The 21,338-nt window shown below is 63.0% G+C and carries 25 protein-coding genes and 1 pseudogene; 15 read left to right on the forward strand and 11 right to left on the reverse strand.

Annotation, left to right across the window (positions count from 1 at the left end; genetic code table 11):
- Positions 1-29: 29 nt before the first annotated feature.
- Together xerD and ACFFP0_RS28125 are read right to left on the reverse strand one after the other, a co-directional pair.
- Positions 30-974: a site-specific tyrosine recombinase XerD gene (xerD, locus tag ACFFP0_RS28120; RefSeq protein ID WP_377265534.1), complete on the reverse strand. Its 945-nt coding sequence runs from the start codon at positions 972-974 to the stop codon at positions 30-32.
- An 11-nt stretch (positions 975-985) separates the two neighbouring features.
- Positions 986-1,144, reverse strand: coding sequence for a hypothetical protein (locus tag ACFFP0_RS28125; RefSeq protein WP_377265535.1), 159 nt, complete (start codon positions 1,142-1,144; stop codon positions 986-988).
- Positions 1,145-1,291: 147 nt separating this feature from the next.
- Between ACFFP0_RS28125 and ACFFP0_RS28130 the strand changes: the two genes are divergently transcribed.
- The 4 genes and pseudogenes from ACFFP0_RS28130 to ACFFP0_RS28145 all read left to right on the forward strand — a co-directional run bounded on the left by ACFFP0_RS28130 (position 1,292) and on the right by ACFFP0_RS28145 (position 4,409).
- Positions 1,292-1,891, forward strand: a complete 600-nt coding sequence (locus tag ACFFP0_RS28130) for a shikimate kinase (RefSeq protein ID WP_377265536.1) — start codon at positions 1,292-1,294, stop codon at positions 1,889-1,891.
- Complete coding sequence (gene aroB, locus ACFFP0_RS28135; RefSeq protein ID WP_377265537.1) at positions 1,888-3,030, forward strand: 3-dehydroquinate synthase; 1,143 nt, start codon at positions 1,888-1,890, stop codon at positions 3,028-3,030. Before ACFFP0_RS28130 ends, aroB begins: the two co-directional genes overlap by 4 nt.
- Before the next feature lie 11 nt (positions 3,031-3,041).
- Positions 3,042-3,914 (forward strand): annotated as a pseudogene (locus ACFFP0_RS28140) (HlyC/CorC family transporter); the annotation flags it as partial.
- A 105-nt stretch (positions 3,915-4,019) separates the two neighbouring features.
- Entirely contained in the window at positions 4,020-4,409 is a 390-nt protein-coding gene (locus tag ACFFP0_RS28145; protein ID WP_377265538.1) for a VOC family protein, read from the forward strand.
- Between the two features lie 162 nt (positions 4,410-4,571).
- On the opposite strand, the gene ACFFP0_RS28150 is transcribed toward ACFFP0_RS28145, so the two are convergent.
- Positions 4,572-4,853, reverse strand: a complete 282-nt coding sequence (locus tag ACFFP0_RS28150; RefSeq protein ID WP_377265539.1) for a BolA family protein — start codon at positions 4,851-4,853, stop codon at positions 4,572-4,574.
- A 126-nt stretch (positions 4,854-4,979) separates the two neighbouring features.
- Between ACFFP0_RS28150 and ACFFP0_RS28155 the strand changes: the two genes are divergently transcribed.
- The 4 genes from ACFFP0_RS28155 (at position 4,980) to ACFFP0_RS28170 (ending at position 9,580) form a co-directional block, all read left to right on the forward strand.
- Entirely contained in the window at positions 4,980-5,609 is a 630-nt protein-coding gene (locus ACFFP0_RS28155) for a J domain-containing protein (RefSeq protein ID WP_377265540.1), read from the forward strand.
- A 61-nt stretch (positions 5,610-5,670) separates the two neighbouring features.
- Positions 5,671-6,663, forward strand: a complete 993-nt coding sequence (gene cobS, locus ACFFP0_RS28160) for a cobaltochelatase subunit CobS (RefSeq protein WP_377265541.1) — start codon at positions 5,671-5,673, stop codon at positions 6,661-6,663.
- A gap of 17 nt (positions 6,664-6,680) precedes the next feature.
- Positions 6,681-8,579 (forward strand): cobaltochelatase subunit CobT, encoded by a 1,899-nt coding sequence (gene cobT / locus ACFFP0_RS28165; RefSeq protein ID WP_377265542.1) that lies wholly within the window; start codon positions 6,681-6,683, stop codon positions 8,577-8,579.
- Between the two features lie 11 nt (positions 8,580-8,590).
- The gene (locus ACFFP0_RS28170) at positions 8,591-9,580 is read left to right on the forward strand and encodes an esterase-like activity of phytase family protein (protein WP_377265543.1); all 990 of its coding nucleotides are present in this window, start codon (positions 8,591-8,593) and stop codon (positions 9,578-9,580) included.
- 10 nt (positions 9,581-9,590) lie between these two features.
- Here ACFFP0_RS28170 and ACFFP0_RS28175 read toward each other — a convergent pair whose 3' ends face one another.
- From ACFFP0_RS28175 to rpmB, 3 genes are all read right to left on the reverse strand, one after another.
- Positions 9,591-9,923 (reverse strand): pentapeptide repeat-containing protein, encoded by a 333-nt coding sequence (locus ACFFP0_RS28175; protein WP_377265544.1) that lies wholly within the window; start codon positions 9,921-9,923, stop codon positions 9,591-9,593.
- A gap of 88 nt (positions 9,924-10,011) precedes the next feature.
- On the reverse strand, positions 10,012-10,650 hold the full coding sequence (locus ACFFP0_RS28180; protein ID WP_377265545.1) for a queuosine precursor transporter: 639 nt from the start codon (positions 10,648-10,650) through the stop codon (positions 10,012-10,014).
- 210 nt (positions 10,651-10,860) lie between these two features.
- Positions 10,861-11,151, reverse strand: a complete 291-nt coding sequence (gene rpmB / locus ACFFP0_RS28185) for a 50S ribosomal protein L28 (protein ID WP_117196365.1) — start codon at positions 11,149-11,151, stop codon at positions 10,861-10,863.
- Positions 11,152-11,398: 247 nt separating this feature from the next.
- On the opposite strand from rpmB, the gene ACFFP0_RS28190 reads away from it, so the two are divergent.
- The 3 genes from ACFFP0_RS28190 to ACFFP0_RS28200 are packed head-to-tail and all read left to right on the forward strand — an operon-like array spanning position 11,399 to position 13,782.
- On the forward strand, positions 11,399-12,172 hold the full coding sequence (locus ACFFP0_RS28190; protein WP_377265546.1) for a DUF3108 domain-containing protein: 774 nt from the start codon (positions 11,399-11,401) through the stop codon (positions 12,170-12,172).
- Positions 12,173-12,205: 33 nt separating this feature from the next.
- Positions 12,206-13,093: an aromatic amino acid exporter YddG gene (gene yddG, locus ACFFP0_RS28195; protein WP_377265547.1), complete on the forward strand. Its 888-nt coding sequence runs from the start codon at positions 12,206-12,208 to the stop codon at positions 13,091-13,093.
- Between the two features lie 35 nt (positions 13,094-13,128).
- Positions 13,129-13,782: a lysoplasmalogenase family protein gene (locus ACFFP0_RS28200; protein ID WP_377265548.1), complete on the forward strand. Its 654-nt coding sequence runs from the start codon at positions 13,129-13,131 to the stop codon at positions 13,780-13,782.
- Here ACFFP0_RS28200 and ACFFP0_RS28205 read toward each other — a convergent pair.
- Both ACFFP0_RS28205 and gloB read right to left on the reverse strand, forming a co-directional pair.
- Positions 13,779-14,198, reverse strand: coding sequence for a cupin domain-containing protein (locus ACFFP0_RS28205; protein ID WP_377265594.1), 420 nt, complete (start codon positions 14,196-14,198; stop codon positions 13,779-13,781). The genes ACFFP0_RS28200 and ACFFP0_RS28205 overlap by 4 nt on opposite strands.
- Positions 14,199-14,255: 57 nt before the next feature.
- On the reverse strand, positions 14,256-15,026 hold the full coding sequence (gloB, locus tag ACFFP0_RS28210; protein ID WP_377265549.1) for a hydroxyacylglutathione hydrolase: 771 nt from the start codon (positions 15,024-15,026) through the stop codon (positions 14,256-14,258).
- A 79-nt stretch (positions 15,027-15,105) separates the two neighbouring features.
- On the opposite strand from gloB, the gene ACFFP0_RS28215 reads away from it, so the two are divergent.
- From ACFFP0_RS28215 to ACFFP0_RS28225, 3 genes are all read left to right on the forward strand, one after another.
- A complete protein-coding gene (locus tag ACFFP0_RS28215; protein WP_377265550.1) occupies positions 15,106-15,900 on the forward strand; it encodes a class I SAM-dependent methyltransferase in 795 nt (264 codons plus the stop codon).
- A gap of 145 nt (positions 15,901-16,045) precedes the next feature.
- Positions 16,046-17,155 carry a histidinol-phosphate transaminase gene (gene hisC / locus ACFFP0_RS28220; protein WP_377265551.1) on the forward strand — a complete coding sequence of 370 codons (1,110 nt, stop codon included), beginning with the start codon at positions 16,046-16,048 and terminating at the stop codon, positions 17,153-17,155.
- On the forward strand, positions 17,152-18,081 hold the full coding sequence (locus ACFFP0_RS28225) for a prephenate/arogenate dehydrogenase family protein (RefSeq protein WP_377265552.1): 930 nt from the start codon (positions 17,152-17,154) through the stop codon (positions 18,079-18,081). The genes hisC and ACFFP0_RS28225 overlap by 4 nt, the downstream gene beginning before the upstream one ends.
- Positions 18,082-18,138: 57 nt before the next feature.
- On the opposite strand, the gene ACFFP0_RS28230 is transcribed toward ACFFP0_RS28225, so the two are convergent.
- Complete coding sequence (locus tag ACFFP0_RS28230; RefSeq protein ID WP_377265553.1) at positions 18,139-19,143, reverse strand: DUF2125 domain-containing protein; 1,005 nt, start codon at positions 19,141-19,143, stop codon at positions 18,139-18,141.
- A gap of 38 nt (positions 19,144-19,181) precedes the next feature.
- On the opposite strand from ACFFP0_RS28230, the gene ACFFP0_RS28235 reads away from it, so the two are divergent.
- Positions 19,182-19,730, forward strand: a complete 549-nt coding sequence (locus tag ACFFP0_RS28235; protein ID WP_377265595.1) for a gamma-glutamylcyclotransferase — start codon at positions 19,182-19,184, stop codon at positions 19,728-19,730.
- Here ACFFP0_RS28235 and ACFFP0_RS28240 read toward each other — a convergent pair.
- Together ACFFP0_RS28240 and ACFFP0_RS28245 are read right to left on the reverse strand one after the other, a co-directional pair.
- Entirely contained in the window at positions 19,715-20,506 is a 792-nt protein-coding gene (locus ACFFP0_RS28240) for a lysophospholipid acyltransferase family protein (protein WP_377265554.1), read from the reverse strand. The two genes, ACFFP0_RS28235 and ACFFP0_RS28240, sit on opposite strands and share 16 nt — an antisense overlap.
- Positions 20,507-20,595: 89 nt before the next feature.
- Positions 20,596-21,312 (reverse strand): YdcF family protein, encoded by a 717-nt coding sequence (locus tag ACFFP0_RS28245; protein ID WP_377265555.1) that lies wholly within the window; start codon positions 21,310-21,312, stop codon positions 20,596-20,598.
- Positions 21,313-21,338 lie beyond the last annotated feature (26 nt).

Raw genomic sequence — 21,338 nt, forward strand, 5'->3', positions numbered from 1 at the left:
CGGAGTTCCCACTTTTTGGTTTGGGGCTTCTAATCCCGGTTTTTGGCCTGTTTTGCAAGAGGGTGATGCATTTCAACGAGCTCGCGCAGCCGTTCTTCCAGAACATGCGTATAGATTTGCGTGGTGGAAATGTCCGAATGGCCGAGCAATTCCTGCACCACGCGAAGGTCCGCGCCGTTCTGCAGGAGATGGCTGGCGAACGCATGCCGCATCACATGCGGCGAGATCGCGGCGGCCTTCAACCCGGCGCGGGCGGCAAGGCCTTTCAGGTCGCGTGCGAAGACCTGCCGCGGCAGGTAGCCTTCCTTGCCCGCCGACGGGAAAAGCCAGGGGCTGTCGCCGGTCTTGGCGACCATGACCGCCCGGGCCTCGCCGTAGGATGCGAGCGCGGCGATGGCCGCGCGCGAGAGCGGCACGAGCCGTTCCTTGTTGCCCTTGCCGCGGATCATCAGGAAGCGGCCTTCCTGATCGAGGACCTTCACGGGCAGCGAGACGAGCTCGCTGACGCGCATGCCGGTGGCGTAGAGAAGTTCGAGCAGCGCCAGCATGCGCAGGCGCGAAATCCGGTCCGGTCCCGGTTCCGCCGCTTCCTTCGCGGCCAGTTCCAGAAGCCGCGTCACTTCGTCCTCGCTCATGGTCTTGGGCAGGGCGCGGCCCTTTTTCGGCGCGTCGAGGATGGCGGTCGGGTCGTCGCCGCGCAGGCCTTCCGCATACAGGAACTTGTAGAACTGCCGCATGGCCGAAAGCCGCCGCGCCTGGGACGACGTCGCAAAGCCCTGCCTGCCGAGGTGACCGAGATAGGCGGCGAGATCGGTGCTTCCGGCGGCCAGCGGGGATTTCCCGGTTGCGGCGAGGAAGGAATGCAGGTCTTCGAGATCGCGCTCGTAGGAAGCGAGCGTATTTACGGCCGCGCCCCGCTCGGCGCTCATCATTTCGAGAAAGGATTCGATATGGGCGCGGGAGAGATCGGCCATGTTCCCCGCCGTCACTTCTGCGCCGGCGCCGGGTTGAGGCGCTCGGAAGGAATGCGCACGGTCACGTCGCGTTCGCGCGGTTCGACCAGCATGACCAGAGCCACCATGCTTCCATAGACGACGCCGGCGATGACGGCCAGCACGAACAGGAAACGGAACAAAGTGGGCATTGAGGACTCCGCGAAGCTGCGATGCAATATATCGATAAAGGTTTACGGATCGGCAAGAACAAACAATCCGCGCAACCTTTGAGAGTCGCAACGGCTTGACGCTGCCCGAGCATTTGTCGATACCGTCTTTCGAAACGGACCCCGACGATGACAGAAGCAGCAACATCTGCAGCCCCGGCACTCAGCGAAAAGGCGCGCATCGCACTTGGCGGGCGCAATCTGGTTTTCGTCGGCCTGATGGGCGCCGGCAAATCGGTGATCGGCCGGCTGGTGGCGCAGAGCCTTTCGATCCCGTTCATCGATACGGATGCGGAGATCGAGAGGGTTTCCCGCATGACCATCGCCGAACTGTTCGCGGCCTACGGCGAGGCCGAGTTCCGCGCCCTGGAGACCCGCGTGATCGAGCGCCTGCTGAGAGGCGGGCCGCGCGTGATTTCGACCGGCGGAGGCGCCTTCATCAACGAGAATACCCGCCGTCAGATCAAGCTCGGCGGCGTTTCCGTCTGGCTGAAGGCCGATCTCGACGTTTTGTGGGAGCGGGTGAGCAAACGCGACCACAGGCCGTTGCTCAAGACGGAGAACCCGAAGCAGACGCTCGAGAACCTGATGAAGCAGCGCTACCCGATCTATGCCGAGGCCGACCTGATCGTGCAGTCGGAAAATGTCCGCAAGGACGTGATGGCCAACCAGGTCCTGTCTGCCGTCGCCGGCATGGCTGGTCGTTCCAGCGAAGGTGAATTGCAATGAACATGTCTTCCCGATCCCCCGAACGGCCCTTGGAGCGTCTGGTGCATGTGCCGCTCGGCGAGCGTGCCTACGACATCCTGATCGGCCCCGGCCTGATTTCGCGGGCGGGGGGAGAGATCACGTCGCGGCTCAAGGGCCGCAAGGCGGCGATCATCACCGACGAGCATGTGGCGCCGCTCTATCTGGAGGCCCTGATGGACAGCCTGCAGACCGACGGGATCGAAGCGGTTTCGCTGACGCTGCCGGCAGGCGAGAAGACCAAGAGTTTCGAGCCGCTGGGAACCGTTTGCGACATGGTCCTGTCGGCCCGCATCGAGCGCAACGACGCGGTCATCGCGCTGGGGGGCGGCGTGATCGGCGACCTTGCGGGCTTTGCGGCCGGCATCGTGCGGCGCGGCGTGCGCTTCGTGCAGATCCCGACATCGCTTCTGGCGCAGGTCGATTCGTCCGTCGGCGGCAAGACCGGCATCAACACCCACCACGGCAAGAACCTGCTCGGCGTCTTCCACCAGCCGAGCCTCGTGCTGGCCGACACGGCCGCGCTCGATACCCTTTCCGAGCGGGAGTTCCGCGCCGGCTATGCCGAGGTTGCGAAATACGGGCTGATCGACAAGCCGGACTTCTTCGCCTGGCTGGAAAAACACTGGAAGCAAGTCTTCGAAGGCGGGCCGGAGCGGATCGAGGCGATCGCGGTGAGCTGCCAGGCGAAAGCCGATGTCGTCGTCGAGGACGAACGCGAGACTGGCCGGCGGGCGCTGCTCAATCTCGGCCATACGTTCGGCCATGCCCTGGAAGCCGCGACCGAATACGACAGCCGTCGCCTCGTCCATGGCGAGGGCGTGGCGATCGGCATGGTGCTGGCGCACCAGTTCTCGGCGCGGCTCAATCTGGCGAGCCCCGACGATGCAGCGCGCGTCGCCGCTCATCTCAAGGCCGTCGGCCTGCCCACAACGATGGACGACATTCCCGGCAAGCTGCCGCCGACCGAAAAGCTGCTCGAAGCCATCGCGCAGGACAAGAAGGTTCAGGGCGGCAAGCTTACCTTCATCCTCACCCACGGCATCGGCCGGTCTTTCGTCGCGAACGACGTGCCGTCGTCCGAGGTCCTGGGCTTTCTGGAGGAAAAGCGTCCTAAATGACGACCAACGGAGGTTTGCTGTCGCGCGCTGTCAACGCGGTGATCCGCGGACTTCTGCGCTCGTTCGGCGTTTCGTTGTCTCAGGAGACGCTTGCTCTTTCCGGCCACGACGATCTGCACGAGGCGCTCGACGCCGTCCATCGCGAGGGCAATTTCGACAGGCAGGACCGCGACCGGCTCAGCGGCCTCTTCGAACTCGAAGAGCTGGAAGTCTCCGATGTCATGAAGCATCGCACGGCGATGCGGGCGGTCAATGCGGACGATCCGCCCGATCTTGCGGTTCGCGCCGTGCTCGAAAGCCCCTATACCCGCATGCCCGTCTGGCGCAACTCGACGGAAAACATCATCGGCGTCGTGCATGCCAAGGATCTGCTTCGCGCGCTGGCCGAGCCGGGTTTGCAGCCGGAAAACATCGATATCGTCAAGATCGCGCAGAAGCCCTGGTTCGTGCCGGACAGCACCAGCCTCAAGGACCAGTTGAGCGCCTTCCTGCGCCGGAAGGTGCATTTCGCCGTCGTCGTCGACGAATATGGCGAGGTGCAGGGCATCGTGACGCTGGAGGATATTCTGGAAGAGATCGTCGGCGATATCGCCGACGAGCACGACATCGAGATCCAGGGCGTACGCCAGGAAGCGGACGGGTCGATCGTGGTTGACGGTTCGGTGCCGATCCGCGACCTGAACCGTGCGCTCGACTGGAACCTGCCGGACGCGGAGGCGACGACGATCGCCGGCCTCGTCATCCACGAATCGAAACTCATCCCGGAAGAGCGGCAGGCGTTCACGTTCTACGGCAAGCGCTTCATCGTCATGAAACGCGAGAAGAACCGCATCACGCGGTTGAGGATACGGCCGGCAGAGGAGGCCGTGCTGCCGGCGGAGTAGGCTTGATCGACGGCTTTCGGCCCAGGAGCGGATATCAATTCCTTGACGATGGAGCCGTCTTAACCTGTAAATGCGGTGGTAAAGCACACCCGAGGAGCCTGAGACTTGCAACCTTTGACAATTCGTGTGGCGCGGCCAAGTGATAATTTAGAAGCTCTTTGTCAATTCTACTGCGACGGGCTTGGGCTTGAATTACTGTATGAGTTCGCAGGGCACGACGGCTTCGACGGCATAATGGTCGGCCAGCGTGGGGTTCCGTATCACTTTGAGTTTACAACGAAAGTTGGGCACTCTGTCGGCCGCGCTCCGACTGAAGATAACTTGATAGTCTTTTACATTCCCGATCAAACCGAGTGGAATACATCGGTCGCTCGCATGATGGCATCCGGTTTCCCGCCCGTCCCGGCGTTTAATCCCTACTGGGATCGAAATGGGAAAACCTTCGAAGACCCTGACGGCTACAGGGTAGTGCTGCAAAACGCGGCATGGGATTAGGCCTATAATATCTGGTGTTGGCGCTTTACAGCCTATCAGCTTGCGGTTATCGGCAGATCGCGTGAAGCTGGTGGGCGGCATTTCTATAAACTGTGGCGCAAGTCTATAAACTGTGGCGCAAGGCCCTTGGCCTCCCACCCTGCCATTCCTATCTAAGCCCTGCTACCAGCGTGTCGGCTCGCCGGGTGCCGCGGCCTCCACCGCGAGGGCGTGGAGGCCGGCGTCGAGTTCCGGCTTCAGCAGCGCATTCACCATCCGGTGCCGGTCGATCCGGCTCAATCCTGCAAACTTGCTGGAGACGATGCGAACGCGCATATGCGTTCCTTCGGCTCCCGTGAAATCCGGCTGATGGCCGGCATGCTGGTGGCTTTCATCGATGACGATCAGCCGTTCGGGTTCGAGGTTCCTGGTGAGCGTGGCTTCGATCCGGGCTTTGGCTGTCATTTTTCGGCTCCGTTGCGGCATGGCGGTCGTGTCGAAGCGACCTTGAGGGGGCACCCCACAAATCAGCAAGAAAGAGCTTTGTCAATTCTTGTCGCATTCCCCCGGCCATCCCATAATGAGGGCCTCATGAAGCTAGATTCCAAATATTTCGATCGCATCCGGACGCGCCGGAAGAGGGAGCAGGAAACGGTCGCCCAGGCGCCGATCTGCCAGTGGGACGGGTGTGACAAGCCCGGGGTCCACCGTGCTCCCGTGGGCCGCAACGCGGAAGGCCAGTTTTTCCTGTTCTGTTTCGAGCACGTCAAGGAATACAACAAGGGCTACAATTATTTTTCCGGCCTTTCGGATGGCGAGATCGCCCGCTACCAGAAGGAGGCGGTGACCGGCCATCGTCCGACCTGGACCGTCGGCGTCAACAAGGCCGCCAAGGACGCTCCGCTGCATTCCACGGCGCGCTCCGGCGCCCCGCATATGAACCAGCGTTTCCGCGATCCGTTCGGCTTCGTCTCGCAGGCGCGCACGGGCGGCGGCTCGCGCTTCGAGACCCAGGGGCGCAAGCTCAAGACGCTGGAGGCCAAGGCCTTCGACACGATGGGGCTCGGCGCCAATGCGACGGCGACCGAGATCAAGAGCCGCTACAAGGAACTGGTCAAGAAACATCATCCGGACGCCAATGGCGGCGATCGCGGTTCGGAGGAACGTTTTCGTGCCGTCATTCAAGCATATCAGTTGTTGAAGCAGGCGGGTTTCTGCTAAGCCGTAAAAATTATGCCAGTGAGGACGACGGCCGGGCGGCGGCTCGCGCCTTGGAGAGATGATGAGTAAGATTGATCTAGATATTTCCAACCTTCCCGACACCACCGTTTCGGTCCGGGAAGTCTTCGGCATCGATACCGATATCAGGGTCCCGGCCTATAGCAGCGGCGACCCCTACGTTCCGGATCTCGACCCCGATTACCTTTTCGACCGCGACACCACTCTCGCCATCCTTGCAGGCTTTGCGCATAACCGACGCGTCATGGTGTCCGGCTTCCACGGCACCGGCAAATCCACCCATATCGAGCAGGTCGCCGCGCGCCTCAACTGGCCGTGCGTGCGCGTCAACCTCGACAGCCATGTCAGCCGTATCGATCTCGTCGGCAAGGACGCGATCGTCTTGAAGGACGGCAAGCAGGTCACCGAGTTCAAGGACGGCATCCTGCCCTGGGCCTACCAGCACAATGTCGCGCTCGTCTTCGACGAATACGATGCCGGCCGCCCGGACGTGATGTTCGTCATCCAGCGTGTCTTGGAATCCTCCGGCCGCCTGACGCTGCTCGACCAGAGCCGGGTCATCCGTCCTCACCCGGCCTTCCGACTGTTCGCCACCGCCAACACGGTGGGTCTCGGCGATACGACCGGCCTCTATCACGGTACGCAGCAGATCAACCAGGCGCAGATGGACCGCTGGTCGATCGTCACCACGCTGAACTACCTGCCGCACGAAAAGGAAGTCGATATCGTCGCCGCCAAGGTGAAGTCCTTCGGCGCCACGGCAGAAGGCCGCGAGACGGTTTCGAAGATGGTGCGCGTCGCCGATCTCACCCGCTCGGCCTTCATCAACGGCGACCTGTCGACCGTCATGAGCCCGCGCACGGTCATCACCTGGGCGGAGAATGCCGAAATCTTCGGCGACGTCGCCTTTGCGTTCCGGATCACCTTCCTCAACAAGTGCGACGAACTGGAGCGTACCCTGGTTGCCGAGCAGTACCAGCGCGCCTTTGGCGTCGAGCTGAAGGAAAGCGCCGCCAACATCGTTCTCGGGGCTTGAACCGGGGAGGCGAGGTCATGGCAGGTCGCGGAGACAATTCGAAGGGCAAACCCGGCGGGCCGGTGGATACCGAGCCGTTGCGCCGGGCGATCACGGGCTGTGTGCGCTCGATCGCCGGCGACGCCGAAGTCGAGGTGACGTTCGCCAACGAGCGTCCGGGGCTTGCCGGCGAACGCATACGGCTGCCGGAAATCTCCAAGCGGCCGACGGCGCACGAGCTTGCCGTGACCCGCGGTCTTGGCGATTCCATGGCGCTGCGGCTGGCCTGCCACGACACCAATGTCCATGCCACCATGTCGCCGCAGGGAGCGGACGCGCGGGCCGTTTTCGATGCGGTCGAGCAGGCCCGCGTGGAATCGCTCGGCGCGCTGCGCATGGCCGGCGTTGCGGCCAACCTGAATGCCGTGCAGACGGAAAAATACGCCAAGGCGAATTTTTCCGGCATCGAGCGGCAGGAAGATGCGCCGATCGGCGAGGCCGTCGCCATGCTGGTGCGCGAGAAGCTGACGGGCATCAAGCCGCCTGCCAGCGCCGGCAAGGTGCTCGATCTCTGGCGTCCCTTCATCGAGGACAAGGCCGCCGGCGATCTCGACGACCTCAAGAGTGTCATCGAGGACCAGCAGGCCTTTGCCAGGCTCGTCCGGCACATGCTCACGTCCATGCAGATGGCCGAGGAGTTCGCCGACGAGGATACCGAGCCGGAGGAAATCGAGAATCCGAGCGACGAGGATCAGCCCCGCAGCGGCGAGACCGAGAACGAAGAGGTAGAGGAAGAGGCCGGTTCCGATGCCGCCCCTGCCGAGCAGAGCGAGGTTTCCGACGAAGAGCTCGATGACGGCGAGATGGACGGCGCGGAAATGTCCGACGAAGACATGTCGGACGACAGCGACGAACATTCCGAAACACCCGGCGAGACGCGGCGGCCGAACAGTCCCTTCGACGATTTCAACGAGAAGGTCGACTACAAGATCTTCACCCAGGAGTTCGACGAGGAGGTAACGGCGGAGGAGCTTTGCGACGAAGCGGAGCTCGACCGGCTGCGGGCATTTCTCGACAAGCAGCTCGCCCATCTGCAGGGCGCCGTCGGTCGGCTCGCCAACCGCCTTCAGCGCCGCCTGATGGCGCAGCAGAACCGTTCCTGGGATTTCGATCTGGAAGAGGGTTATCTCGACCCGGCCCGCCTCGTGCGACTGATCATAGACCCGATGCAGCCGCTCTCCTTCAAGAAGGAGCGCGACACGCAGTTCCGCGATACGGTCGTGTCGCTGGTGATCGACAATTCCGGTTCGATGCGCGGCCGTCCGATCACGGTCGCGGCCACCTGCGCCGACATCCTTGCCCGGACGCTGGAGCGCTGCGGCGTCAAGGTCGAGATCCTCGGTTTCACCACCAAGGCGTGGAAGGGCGGCCAGGCGCGCGAAAAATGGCTGGCAAGCGGCAAGCCCGCGACCCCCGGCCGCCTCAATGACCTGCGCCATATCGTCTACAAATCGGCCGATGCGCCGTGGCGCCGCTCGCGCCGCAACCTCGGCCTGATGATGCGGGAAGGCCTGCTCAAGGAAAACATCGACGGCGAAGCGCTGATGTGGGCTCACAACCGGCTGATCGGCCGCCGCGAACAGCGCAAGATCCTGATGATGATCTCGGACGGTGCGCCGGTCGATGACTCGACGCTGTCCGTCAATCCGGGCAATTATCTGGAGCGGCACCTGCGTGCCGTCATCGAGCAGATCGAGACCCGTTCGCCGGTCGAACTGCTGGCGATCGGCATTGGTCATGACGTGACGCGTTATTACCGCAAGGCCGTGACGATCGTCGACGCGGACGAGCTGGCCGGCGCCATGACCGAGCAGCTTGCCGAACTTTTTGCCGAAAACAACGGCCCCGCCGCGGGTCGCATGCGCCGGGCCGGCTGAGGCTCGTCGCCTTGAAGCTTTCCCGTCTCGCCATCTGGGCCGGTCTTTTTAGCGCCCTTGCCTTTCCGGTCGCGCCGGCGACGCATGACGTGCCGGTCTCGGCGCGCGTCATCACGCAATTCCGGTCGGGGTCGAACGAGACGCGGTTCGGTTCCCTGGAATTTCTGGGCGGCATCCAGTTTTCATCGTCGGATAGCCGGCTACAGTCGCTCTCGGCCATACGCTTTCGACCCGACGGCAGGAGCTTCGTTTCCGTTCTCGATACGGGCGGGTGGCTGACCGGCCGGATCGAGCGGAACGCGTCGGGGCGTCTCGCCGGGCTTGCGGATGTCGAGATCAATCCGATCCTCGTTCGCGGCGGGCGGGCCGGTTCGAAATACAATAGCGATGCCGAAGGTCTGGCGCTGCGCGATGGGGAAGCGATCGTCGGCTTCGAGCAGCTGCATCGTGTCGACGCCTATCCCGATCCCGGTTTCGAGAAATCCGGCCCTCTGCGGAGCCTGGACAATCCCATTCCGCGCCGGGAATTTCGGATGAATGCCGGCATGGAAACCGTTGCTGCTTCGCCGAAGTCCGGCCCGCTCAAGGGGGCGCTGGTGGTCGTCACGGAACACAGCCTGGATGACCAGGGCAACCTGTTCGCCGCCATCCTGGACGGGCCGTCGAAAGGCGTGTTCAAGGTCGTCCGTCACGATCCCTATGACGCCACGGACGGCGCCTTTCTGCCGGATGGCGACCTGTTGTTGCTGGAGCGCCGCTTCAGCATGCTGGGCGGGCTCGGCATGCGCATCCGCCGCATCAAGGGAGAGAGCATCCGCCCAGGCGCGGTGGCGGACGGCGAGGTGCTGATCGATGCAGACATGGGATATGCGATCGACAACATGGAAGGGCTCGATGTCATCATGGGCCCGGAAGGCAGGCCGCATCTCATCCTGGTCTCGGACGACAACGGCAATCTCCTGCAGCGCAACGTGATGCTGGAATTCCGGCTGGATGATTGAGGCCTGCCGCTCAGCCGTTCCTCGCAGCCTTGTAGGCATCGAGCAGATCCTGGACGGGAATGCCGTCGATCTTGGCCCCGATCATTCTGCAATCGGTGAATTCCGCGCCCGCGAGGTTTGCGTTGCGCAGACGCAGGCCGGACAGATTGACATCGTCGATCGACCAGCCCGACATGTTGCTATCGGTGAACGTCGCCCCGGCGAAATTGATCTGGCGGAAGCTTGTACCGGATAGATTCGTGTCGTTGAAGCTCGTGCCCGAGAGGTTCATGTTGTCGAAAGACGAGCCTGACAGAGTTGTGCTCGTCACTTCGAGGATATCCATGACGTCATGAAGCTGCATTGAAGCCCGTCCACGAGTGTTGCGATCCGGCCCAGACTGCAACGCCGTTGCGAGACTTGCAAGCGTGGCGAGCTTCACGCGTCCGGAATCAGGCGGCCTTTGCCACCTGCGGCATCGGCTTCAGCACGTTCATCAGGGCGCCATAGGGTAGCAGCAGCACCACGCCGACCAGGATCTTCACGACGAGATCGCCAAGCGCCCAGGAAATCCAGCGCGGGGCTTCGGCGGAGAAGATGCCGAGGATCGGCGCCGAGGCGATCGCGAATTCTTCGTTCGGGCCGATGAAGACGAAGACCGCGGCGAAGGCGAGCGAGAAGAACAGCACGGTGTCGAGGGCCGAGCCGAGCAGGGAGCCGGCGAGCGGCGCACGCCACCAGGCCTGCCGGCGAAGCTGGTTGAAGACGGAGATATCGAGAAGCTGGCCGATCAGGTAGGCGGTGCCGGAGGCGATCGCGATCCGTGGCGCGGAGGCGAGGAAGGACAGCGTCACGCCGACGACGAAACCCACGAAAACTATGCGGCGGGCAACCGAGGGTCCGAACTGGCGGTTGGCAAGATCGGTGACCAGGAAGGCGACGGGATAGATGAATGCGCCCCAGGTCAGGAGATCGCCGAGCGCGATGCCCCACAGCGTGCCGACGACCGGGAACTGGACCAGGAAGTTCGAGGCGACGACGACGGCCGCCATGAGGAGAGCATAAAGGAAGGTATAGCGGGTCGCTTGCATTTTTTTATCCTGGGTGATGCCACCAGTTGGAGGAATATGAAGGACCGCATCGGCCCGAAAATCGTTTTCGATTTTCGGGCCGATGCGGCAACTAAATAAATTGGAGCGTCCTTTGTGCGTCCATTCGGACGCACGGCGCTCCAAGAGAAAAGGCCTGCCGGCGTTACCCGTTCAAGCCTTCCTCAAGCCGAATGAAATGTCGCGAAGCGATCAAGCTGCTTCGGCGGTCTTCTTGGCGATCTGGCGGCGCAGCAGGCGAGCGCGCATCGACAGTTCGTTTTCGTCGGACTTCAGCAGGAAGGCGTCGAGGCCGCCGCGATGTTCGACGGAGCGCAGGGCATGCGCGGAAACGCGCAGGCGGAAGCGCTGGCCGAGAGCGTCTGAGATTAACGTGACCTGGCAGAGGTTCGGCAGGAACCGGCGGCGGGTCTTGTTGTTGGCGTGGCTTACATTGTTGCCGGTCTGAACGCCCTTGCCGGTCAGTTCGCACACACGAGACATGGATACACCTTTGTTCTTCTGCAATCGGATGGTCCTGCCGGGCAATACCCGGTGCGCCGATCCAACTGGTCCTGATTGGAAAGTTGCGGTTCTATAGTCAGTGAGGCTCGCCACGTCAAGCCAAACTTGTCCACGAACCCCAGAGATTCGGGCGGCGGCAGCCTTGTGCCGCTATTTTCTTGCCATTATGCCCGGTCTATATGTCGGCGGGAAGACGCCTCCGGCGTTCTCATGTTCAGGGCAGGTCATGATCCTTCGAGGCCGTTTCGTCAGCGCGTTCACGCTTATCTTCGGACTTATGGCGGTTCCGCTCGGCTCGGCGGAAATCCGGCATGTCAGCGAATACGATATCTCGCTCGGCATCCTGCCGATCGCCAAGGCTTCGTTTTCAAGCGAGTTCGACGAGCGCGCCTACAGGATCACCGGCACCTTCAGGTCCGCCGGCATCGTCAACATCATCAGCCGGATTTCCGCCGAGACCAATGTCGTCGGGCGCATGCAGGCCGACAAGCTGCAGGCCGACCGCTACAATCTCGTCTACAGAACCGGCAAGCGCACGCGCATCTACGATGTCGAATATCGCAACGGCGATGTCACCGAAACGACCGTCAAGCCGGAGCCGAAGCGCAATCCGGAAACCTGGATACCGGTAACGGAAAAAGACCTCCACGCCGTCCTCGATCCCCTGAGCGGTCTTATCTTTCCGGCGGACGCCCGGATCTGCCCCAGCCGCCTGCCGATCTATGACGGCGAGTCACGCATGGATCTCGTCCTGACGCCGAAGGGCAGCAGGCCGTTTTCCACCGATGGCTTCAAGGGCGAGGCGATCGTCTGTACCATCCGCTACGAACCCAAGTCCGGTTTCCGGCGCGGCCGCAGCGACATCGAGTATCTGAAGAAGACTCCCATGGAAATCTGGTTTGCCAAGGCGCAATCGGTGAATGTATATGCTCCCGTCTATGCCCGCATTCCCACACGGATGGGGGAAGTTTACGTGACGGCCGTCAAATATGGCGGCTGATATGGCGCCCGGCCGGGCGTCGAGGGGGCGAGGGTGAAAATCCGGGGAACTTTGATCGGCTTCACGGCGATCCTGATGTGGTCGCTTCTGGCCCTGATGACCGCCGCCTCCGGCAAGATGCCGCCGTTCCAGCTTTCCGCGGTCGCCTTTGCGATCGGCAGCCTGCCGGGCATCATCCTTTTCGTCCTGAAACCTGAGCGCATCGCGCTGCTCAGGCAGCCGCCGAAGGTCTGGATGACCGGTATCGGCGGGTTGTTCGGCTATCACTTCCTCTATTTCACGGCGCTTCGGAATGCGCCGGCGGTGGAGGCAGGCCTGATTGCCTATCTCTGGCCGCTCCTCATCGTCGTCGGCTCGGCATTGCTTCCGGGCGAGAGGTTGCGCTGGCATCATGTGGCCGGTGCGGTCGCCGGCCTTTGCGGCACGATCGCCATCGTCTCGCGCAACGGCCTGTCGTTCGACGAGGCTTATCTGGTCGGTTACGGCGCTGCCTTTCTCTGCGCGTTCACCTGGTCCGGCTACTCGCTGCTGACGCGGCGTTTCGACCGGGTCTCGACCGATGTGGTGACCGGCTTCTGCCTTGCGACGTCCGTGCTGTCGCTGATCTGCCATCTGGCCCTGGAGACGACCGTCTGGCCGGCCGGCACCGGCGAATGGGCGGCGGTGATAGGGCTTGGCCTGCTGCCGGTGGGGGCGGCCTTCTACGCCTGGGATTACGGCGTCAAGAACGGCGATATCCAGATCATCGGCGCGGCGAGCTATGCGGCGCCGTTGCTCTCGACGTTGATCCTGGTGGCGAGCGGCTTTGCCGAGCCCGACTGGCGCATCCTGCTTGCCTGCCTGCTCATCACGGGAGGTGCGGTGCTTGCCGCGCGAGACATGTTCCGGCCGAAGCCGATCGGCGAGGCCGTTGCCGAATAGGCGTCCCTGAAGTATCAGGGACGTTGGGGGGAGAAATGTCCGTCTTGTTGCCTGTCGTGCTGGCCACGTCGCTCGCGCTCGCACTCTTCTGTTTCCGCTGGCTGGAAAGGCCGGCGAGCCATCGGCGCGCCTTGCTGAAGGCCCTGCCGGTCCTGTTGCTTGCCGTCTACGCCCTGCTTGCGCAGGCGCCGCTGCTTCTTGTCGCCGCGCTGCTGCTCGGCGCGCTGGGGGATACCTGCCTCGCCTATGACGGCGAGCCGGCCTTCCTTGCCGGCCTTGCCGTTTTCCTCGTCTCGCATCTCGCCTATATCGCGCTCTTCTGGCCGTCGGTGGAACCGGCCCTGGTCGTCGCCAGCGCCTGGCGGTATGCGGCGGCCTGGACCTTCGTCATCCTGCTGACGATGATGCTTTTCATCCTCTGGCGGCCGGCCGGCAAGCTCGCCATTCCCGTGACGGCCTATGCGCTGGCGGTTATCGCCATGGCGCTGTCGGCCCTGACGCTGAAGCCCATCTCGCCCTCGGCCGGCGCGGCGCTGTTCGTGATGTCGGACGTGGCGCTGGCCATCCGGAAGTTCCTGGCAAAGCCGGACGATCCTGCGACGAGAAGGCTGCAGCCCTTCATCTGGGGCAGCTACTATGCCGCCCAGCTCATCTTCACGCTCGCGCTCGCTGGCCTGCCGCGTTTTTAGGACGAAGGTTCCCAGTCCGGCTCGGCCATTTCGAAGCTTGAGAATTCGAATCCGGGCGCCACCGTGCATCCGACAAGCGTAAAGCGTCCGAGCGGTTCGGCCGCCTGCCACGTGTCGACCGGCACGACCGCCTGCGGGCGCTCGCCCTTCGCCAGATCGGTGCCGAGCGTCACCTTCTCCGTGGTCCGGCCGTCGGAAATCCTCAGCAGCAGGGGATCTCCGGCATAAAAATGCCAGACTTCCGCAGCGTCGCGCACGCGGTGCCAGTGGGATCGTTCGCCGGTTTCCAGCAGGTAGTAGATCGCGGTGGAATGACCGCGGGCGCCGCCGTTCCGGTCGCGAAAGGTCTCGACATACCAGCCACCCTCCGGGTGACGCTGCATGCCGAGAGCCTGGATGATGTCCCGTGCGTTCAGATCTGCCTGGGTCATGATGCCATCCGAGAGTTGCTCCACATTTTTCGGCATCACGCCCTAGAAGCTGTCCTTCCGCTTGCGGATTTCGGCAAAGACCTCCTCGTTCGTCCTGCTTTCCATCAGCAGGTTGCGGCGGATGGCCGGATCGGCGGCGCGCAGGAAGGGATTGGTTTCCTTTTCCAGCCCGATCGTGGTCGGAATGGTGAATTTGCCGGCGGCGCGGTTCTCCTCGACCTCCCGCGCGCGGGCCTGCAGTCGTTCATTGCCGGGGTCGATCGTCAGGGCGAACCTGGCGTTGGACAGCGTATATTCGTGGCCGAAATAGACGGCGGTCTCGTCCGGCAGGACGGCGAGTTTCTGCAGCGAGTGCCACATGTCGGCGGCGGGCCGTTCGAAGATGCGGCCGCAGCCGAGCGCAAAGAGCGTGTCGGCCGCGAAGAGGATCTTGTCGTCCGGGAAATGGTAGCAGATGTGGCCCGCGGTATGGCCGGGCGTCTCGATGACGCGTACGAGATGATCGTCGAACTGGAATTCGTCGCCGTCCGCCATGGTCTTGTCCAGGCCGGGGATCGCCACGGCCTCGTTGAAGGGGCCGATGATTTCCAGGTGGAACTTTTCCTTCAGCGCCAGATTGGCTTCCACATGGTCGGTATGGTGGTGGGTGGTGAAGATATGGGTGATCTTCCAGCCGCGGCGGGCGGCGGCATCGAGAATTGGTTTTTCCTCCGGCGCGTCGATCGACGCCGTCAGTCCGCTTTCCGGATCATGAACGAGAACGCCGAAATTATCGCTCCGACATAAAAAAACTTCGAGTTCCAGCGGTTTCATATCATGATCCCTATTGCTCAAATCGCTTTGCGGGACAATGTAGGGGTTGCGTCCTCGAAGTCCAATCACCGCGTGACAGATGTCCGTCGATATCGTCGATCTCCGTGAATTCTATCATTCGCCGCTCGGCAGGCTCGCCGAGCAGTCGATCGCGATGGCGCTCTCCTCCCTCTGGGCGCGGCTGCCGGAAGAACGGCTGGTGGGGCTTGGTTATGCCGTGCCCTATATCGACCGGTTCCGCGCCGATACCGAGCGCACATTCGCCTTCATGCCTGCCGGCCAGGGGGCGGTGAACTGGCCGGTGGGCGAGCTTTCGTCCACGGCGCTCGTCTTCGACGAGGAACTGCCGCTGCCGGACAGTTCCATCGACCGCGTGCTGATGGTGCATTCGCTGGAATTTGCGGAGAACCCGCGCGAAACGCTGAAGGAGCTATGGCGCGTGCTGGCCCCCGGCGGCCGGATCGTCATCGTCGTGCCGAACCGGCGCGGCGTCTGGGCGCGCATGGAGCATACGCCCTTCGGCTCCGGCCGGCCCTATTCGCGCGGCCAGCTCACCTCGCTGCTGCGAGAGACGAATTTCACGCCCGGCGCCAGTGCGGAGGCGCTGTTCTTTCCGCCGTCGAAGATCCGCACCGTCCTGAAGCTTCGCCACATCTTCGAGCGCATGGGGCGGCGTTTCTGGCCGGTCTTTTCCGGCGTGATCGTGCTTGAGGCGCAGAAGCGGCTCTATCAGGGCCTTCCGGTTGCGGCACGCGCTTCCCGCCGCGTTTTCGTGCCGGTGCTGGCGCCGCAGGGCGTGCCGACGACGCGCGTGCGGGTTCCAGTCCATCATCCGTCCGCGTCCTTCCGGGCTTTCTCCGGCCCTTCGCCTTAGCGCAGGGCGTTCGTCATTCGAAACGATTCACTGGATCGTTTCGCCGGCTGTGCCGACCGCTCCTCACCCCTCGACAAAGGCCGATTTCGGCTTTAATGCCACTCACATCACCCGCCGATCCGGCATTTCCGAAAAGGTCGATCCCATGAGCATCGTCACGAATGAGCCCGTTCCGCGTCCAGGCATCCTGGACATCGCCGCCTATGTGCCCGGCAAGGAACATGCTCCCGGCGTGGCGCGTGTCTTCAAGCTTTCCTCCAACGAGACGCCGCTCGGGCCGAGCCCGAAGGCGATCGAGGCCTTCAGGCATGCCGCCGGCAATCTGGAGATCTATCCGGACGGCCAGGCGCTGGCGTTGCGCGAGGCGATCGCCTCCGTCCACGGCCTCAATGTCGCGAACATCCTGTGCGGCAACGGTTCCGACGAGCTGCTCGGCCTGCTCTGCCATGTCTATCTCGGCGCCGGCGACGAGGCGATCATCACCGAACACGGCTTCCTGGTCTACAAGATCCAGATCATGGGAGCAGGCGCAAGGCCGGTCGAGGTCAAGGAAAAGGATTGCGCCGTCGATGTGGATGCAATCCTGGCTGCGGTGACCGAAAAGACGAAAATGGTCTTCATCGCCAATCCCGGCAATCCGACCGGCACCTATGTGCCCGTCGCCGACATCCGCCGCCTGCATGCCGGGCTGCCGAAAAATGTCATTCTTGTGCTCGACGCGGCCTATGCGGAATATGTGAAGAAGAACGACTACGAAGCCGGCCTGGAGCTCGTCTCCTCCAATCGCAACGTGGTGATGACCCGCACCTTCTCCAAAGTTTATGGCCTTGCGGCGCTGCGCATCGGCTGGATGTACGGTCCCGCCGGCATCCTCGACGCTCTGAACCGCGTGCGTGGCCCGTTCAACATGAATGCGCCGGCAATCGCCGCCGGCGCGGCCGCCATCCGCGACCAGGCCTTCGTCGAAAAGGCCGTCGAGCACAATACGCTCTGGCTCGACAAGCTCACCCATGCATTCGAGGCGATCGGGCTCAAGGTCACGCCGTCGGTCGCCAATTTCATCCTCATTCATTTCCCCGATGTGGATGGCAGACGTGCGCCGGACGCGGATGCTTTCCTGACCGGCCGGGGTTACATCCTGCGCGCAGTGAAGGGTTATGGTTTCCCGAATTCGCTGCGCATGTCCGTCGGCTCGGAGGAGGCCAATCGTGGCGTCATCGAGGCGCTCGGCGAATTCATGGGTAGAGGCGCATGACGAAGCCGCATTTCGACCGGATCGCGTTGATCGGCATCGGCCTCATCGGCTCGTCGATCGCGCGGGACGTCAAGGAACTCGGACTTGCCCGCGAGGTGGTGATCTCCACCCGCAGCGCCGAGACCTTGAAGCGGGCCGAGGAACTGGCGCTGGGCAGCCGCTATGTCGCCTCTGCGGCAGACGCGGTGAAGGACGCGGATCTCGTGATCGTCTCCGTGCCGGTCGGTGCCTCGGGGCTGGTGGCGGAGCAGATCGCCGGCAGCCTCAAACCCGGCGCGATCGTCACCGATGTCGGCTCCACCAAGGCTTCCGTCATTGCGCAGATGGCGCCGCACATGCCGGAGAATGTCCATTTCATTCCCGGCCATCCGCTCGCCGGGACCGAGAAATCCGGTCCCGATGCGGGCTTTATCGGCCTTTTCCGCGATCGCTGGTGCATCTTCACCCCGTTGCCCGGCACGGACCAGGCCGCGCTCGACAGGCTCAAGTCCTTCTGGACTGCACTTGGCTCGCGCATCGATGAAATGGACCCGCAGCATCACGACAAGGTGCTGGCGATCGTCTCCCACCTGCCGCATATCATCGCGTACAATATCGTCGGCACGGCGGACGATCTGGAGACGGTCACGGAATCGGAAGTCATCAAGTATTCCGCTTCCGGCTTCCGCGATTTCACGCGCCTTGCCGCTTCCGATCCGACCATGTGGCGCGACGTCTGCCTGCACAACAAGGATGCGATCCTGGAAATGCTGGCGCGCTTTTCGGAAGACCTCGCCTATCTGCAGCGGGCGATCCGCTGGGGCGAGGGCGACAAGCTGTTCGAACTCTTCACCCGCACGCGCGCCATCCGCCGCTCGATCGTTCAGGCCGGCCAGGACGTGGATGCGCCGGACTTCGGCCGCCACGCGCTGGACCAGAAGAAATAGTCTTCTTTTCCGTGCGCACCGTTATTCCAGCACCGGTCGCATGGTTGAGCGGCACGCTCAGATCGGCGGTATTTCGCCGATCGGGATGAAGCCACCGGCAAAGATCTTGCCGCGATTGATGGTGAGATCGAGCGAAGCATTCTTGCCGCCGCCGAGCGCCGACAACATCCTGGCGACCGTCTCAAGCGTCGGGGCGATTTCCGGAAAGGCTTCGCCGAGGCTGTTTCGCCAGGCGTCGATCTGCTCGATCCTGAGCCTCAGCTTGCCCGAGAGGTAACCCCGTTCATCGAAGGAGAAGGGGCCGGAGACGGTGATCAGCCGGCCCTGGCCGAGATCGGCGGAGAGGCTGCGCATCTCACCCTGGGTGCCGTAGAGGACGAGCCCGTTCGGATCGCTGCCATCGATCATGCCGGCGCGGCCGGCAAGCGTCAGGTCGATATTGGCCGTCAGGCGGGGAAGGAGCTGCGGCATGTCCTTCATCGAAAAATCGGTGCCTTCGAGCGTCATGGCCGCATCCAGATCTTCGCCGTTCTGGCGCAGATGGATTTCCGTATGGCCGGCATCGATGTTGAAGGCCTGACGCGTTGCGGACGAGACGATGCTCGTCTTCGCATTTTCGATGACCGTCGACGTGCGTTCGACACCCCGGAGCTTGGCGATCAGGCTGGACTGGAAATTCTCCCAGATGGTGGAAACCGTCAGCCCGTGGCCGGTGCGGATTTCGATCGGCGAATCCAGTTCCCAGACGACGTGGCCGGGATCGTAGACCTGTGCTGCGGAGCGCAGGGCGCCGAAGGTGGCGGAAATGCCGTTGGTGCGATCATCGACCGCGACCTTCGAGCAGAAAAGCCCGATCCGGAAGGGATAACCGCGATATTCCGCATCGCCGCAATCGGCGGAGATGCCGTTCTTCTGCTGGCTGCCGAGCAGGCTCAGCGTCTGCTCCCTCAACGTGGAGGCGGCATAGAACCAGCCGGCGGTGTAAAGGGCGATCACCAATATCACGCCGCAGGCGAGCAGCCATAGTTTTCTGCTGACGCCGGTTCGGCTTGACGCTGCCATGATGTTCTCCAATGGTGGCTTCGATTCTCGAATACGGCTTGGCGCGGGATATGGACGAATTTTGGGTGTTTGGCTACGGGTCCCTGATGTGGAATCCGGGTTTTGCGTATGAGGAAAGACTGACCGCGCGCGCATTCGGCTTTCGCCGTTCCCTTTGCGTATGGTCCCATGTGCATCGCGGTACGCCGGAAAAGCCTGGGCTCGTGCTTGGCCTCGACCGGGGCGGCTCGTGCCGCGGCGTGGCGTTCCGGGTGAGCGGGGAAGACCGGGAGGACGTTCTGGACTACCTGCGCCGCCGCGAGCTCGTCACCAATGTCTACAAGGAGAGGATGTTGCCGGTCTCGCTCGGCGACGGACGGCAGGCGAAGGCGGTCGGTTACATTGTCGATCGCCGGCACGTCCAGTATGCCGGCGCGCTGGGCATGGAGGACGCGGCGGAAATCGTCAGGAAGTCCACCGGCCAGTCCGGTCCGAACGACGCCTATGTCTTCAACACGCTGGAGCATCTCAAGCAGATGGGCATTCGCGATCTCTGGCTGGAAGGCGTCGGCTCTTCGGTCGCGTCCCGCCTTCAGGCGGCGGTCTGAGCTTTCAGTTCCGCCAGCCGTCTCGCCGCCGTCGGGGGCAGCGGGAGGTGGGGATTGGCCTCGACGGTTTCGACGAGCAGCCTGTCGCTTTCCTTTTCCAGCACGTCCACGAGATGGGCGTAGAATTCGTCCGGGTCCATGCCCGGCGCGATCGGCGGCAGGATGCGGACCTTGAAATGGCCGGGATATTTGATGAGCTTGCGGCGGCCCCAGAACAGGCCCCAATGCGCCACGACCGGCACGACCGGAACCTGCACGTCCCGATAGATGCGGGCGATGCCGTAGCGGTATTGGGGCTCGGCACCCGGCGGGCGGCGCGTGCCTTCGGGATAGATGATGAGCTGGCGGCCGTTGGCCATTTCTTCCCGGGTGCGCTTCATCACCTCGACCATGACCTTGCCGCGTGCGCCGCGATTGACCGGGATCATGCGCTGTTTCATCGCATACCAGCCGAACAGCGGAACCCACATCAGTTCCCGTTTCAGGATGTAGACCGGGTCTCTCTGGTAGGGCAACAGCGCGACCGTGTCCCAGGCGGACTGGTGTTTCGGGGCGAAGATGCATCCGCCTTCCGGCACGTTCTCCAGACCTTCGATCTCGAACGTGGCGCCGACGATCTTCGCCATCAGCCAGTTGCACGACGCGGCCCAGGCTTTCGGAATCCGGTAGGCAGCCTTGCGCGGCATCAGGAAATAGATCGGGCTCAGCACGATCATGCGGACAATCAGATTCGTATAGAAGGCCGTGTTGAAAAGAACCGAGCGGACCAGAAGCATGAATGGGAATTCCTTTTGGACAGGCGTTGCCTACACGAGATCGGCTCCTGAAAAAAGCGCCTTGTGCCGATGGCGCGAAAGACCGGTCGTCAGGGTTTCGGCTTGGCGGCTGTCTTGGTGGGGTCTTCCGTGCGCAGCCCGCTGCCCCACTCGATGCCGATCCAGTCGCGCAGCGTCGCCAGCACGACCTTTCCGTATTCGGCGAGCATGGTGCGAAGCACGTCCGGCTCCGTGAACCAGGCCTTGCGGGTGAGGTCGGAATTGATCACCGGGTAGGGGATGAACTCGGTCATCGGATCGGCGCGGCGCAGTTCATGCAGGCTGCGCAGCATATGGTAGTTGTTGGTCACGACCAGGACCGACTTGTAACCGTGATCGTGAATCCAGCGGGCGATCTCGTTGGCATTGCCGATGGTGTCGATCGCGTCATAGCCGATATCGACGCAGCAGGCGAAGAGGTCCGGCGATGCCTGGGTCACCTTGCGGATCTGGCCCGGCGTCGTGGAAGGGTGGGCGCCGGAAATCAGAAGCCGCTGGCCGGCCCCGTCGCGCAGGAGGCCGAGCGCCTGTTCGATGCGCAGGTAGCCGCCGGTCAGCACCACGATCGCGTCCGCCTTCACGCCATCCGGCGCCTTGAGCGAGGTGACCGCATTCGCGAACCACAAGAACCCGCCGAAAACCACGGCGATGGCCAGAACGCCGGCCATGATGACGCGGCGGGCGAGCCAGCGCAGCCGCCCCTTTCGTGAAAACAGACCACCCGGCGGGCGTCGCGGGTCGCGGTCCGCTCCATTGTCAGGTGTCATCCGAGCCGGTGTCATGACTGTCCATA

The sequence above is a fragment of the Neorhizobium puerariae genome (assembly GCF_042429745.1).
GTDB lineage: Bacteria > Pseudomonadota > Alphaproteobacteria > Rhizobiales > Rhizobiaceae > Neorhizobium > Neorhizobium puerariae.

Excerpts from the sequence above, each read along its gene's own strand:
- ACFFP0_RS28200 (WP_377265548.1), top strand. The coding sequence starts at position 13,129 with ATGTCCGTCTTGTTGCCTGTCGTGCTGGCCACGTCGCTCGCGCTCGCA.
- ACFFP0_RS28175 (WP_377265544.1), bottom strand. The coding sequence starts at position 9,923 with ATGCAGCTTCATGACGTCATGGATATCCTCGAAGTGACGAGCACAACT.
- rpmB (WP_117196365.1), bottom strand. The coding sequence starts at position 11,151 with ATGTCTCGTGTGTGCGAACTGACCGGCAAGGGCGTTCAGACCGGCAAC.
- ACFFP0_RS28130 (WP_377265536.1), top strand. The coding sequence starts at position 1,292 with ATGACAGAAGCAGCAACATCTGCAGCCCCGGCACTCAGCGAAAAGGCG.
- ACFFP0_RS28240 (WP_377265554.1), bottom strand. The coding sequence starts at position 20,506 with ATGCTTCTGGTCCGCTCGGTTCTTTTCAACACGGCCTTCTATACGAAT.
- ACFFP0_RS28180 (WP_377265545.1), bottom strand. The coding sequence starts at position 10,650 with ATGCAAGCGACCCGCTATACCTTCCTTTATGCTCTCCTCATGGCGGCC.
- ACFFP0_RS28155 (WP_377265540.1), top strand. The coding sequence starts at position 4,980 with ATGAAGCTAGATTCCAAATATTTCGATCGCATCCGGACGCGCCGGAAG.
- xerD (WP_377265534.1), bottom strand. The coding sequence starts at position 974 with ATGGCCGATCTCTCCCGCGCCCATATCGAATCCTTTCTCGAAATGATG.
- ACFFP0_RS28225 (WP_377265552.1), top strand. The coding sequence starts at position 17,152 with ATGACGAAGCCGCATTTCGACCGGATCGCGTTGATCGGCATCGGCCTC.
- ACFFP0_RS28150 (WP_377265539.1), bottom strand. The coding sequence starts at position 4,853 with ATGACAGCCAAAGCCCGGATCGAAGCCACGCTCACCAGGAACCTCGAA.
- ACFFP0_RS28230 (WP_377265553.1), bottom strand. The coding sequence starts at position 19,143 with ATGGCAGCGTCAAGCCGAACCGGCGTCAGCAGAAAACTATGGCTGCTC.
- cobS (WP_377265541.1), top strand. The coding sequence starts at position 5,671 with ATGAGTAAGATTGATCTAGATATTTCCAACCTTCCCGACACCACCGTT.
- ACFFP0_RS28215 (WP_377265550.1), top strand. The coding sequence starts at position 15,106 with ATGTCCGTCGATATCGTCGATCTCCGTGAATTCTATCATTCGCCGCTC.
- gloB (WP_377265549.1), bottom strand. The coding sequence starts at position 15,026 with ATGAAACCGCTGGAACTCGAAGTTTTTTTATGTCGGAGCGATAATTTC.
- hisC (WP_377265551.1), top strand. The coding sequence starts at position 16,046 with ATGAGCATCGTCACGAATGAGCCCGTTCCGCGTCCAGGCATCCTGGAC.
- ACFFP0_RS28190 (WP_377265546.1), top strand. The coding sequence starts at position 11,399 with ATGATCCTTCGAGGCCGTTTCGTCAGCGCGTTCACGCTTATCTTCGGA.
- cobT (WP_377265542.1), top strand. The coding sequence starts at position 6,681 with ATGGCAGGTCGCGGAGACAATTCGAAGGGCAAACCCGGCGGGCCGGTG.
- ACFFP0_RS28125 (WP_377265535.1), bottom strand. The coding sequence starts at position 1,144 with ATGCCCACTTTGTTCCGTTTCCTGTTCGTGCTGGCCGTCATCGCCGGC.
- ACFFP0_RS28245 (WP_377265555.1), bottom strand. The coding sequence starts at position 21,312 with ATGACACCTGACAATGGAGCGGACCGCGACCCGCGACGCCCGCCGGGT.
- aroB (WP_377265537.1), top strand. The coding sequence starts at position 1,888 with ATGAACATGTCTTCCCGATCCCCCGAACGGCCCTTGGAGCGTCTGGTG.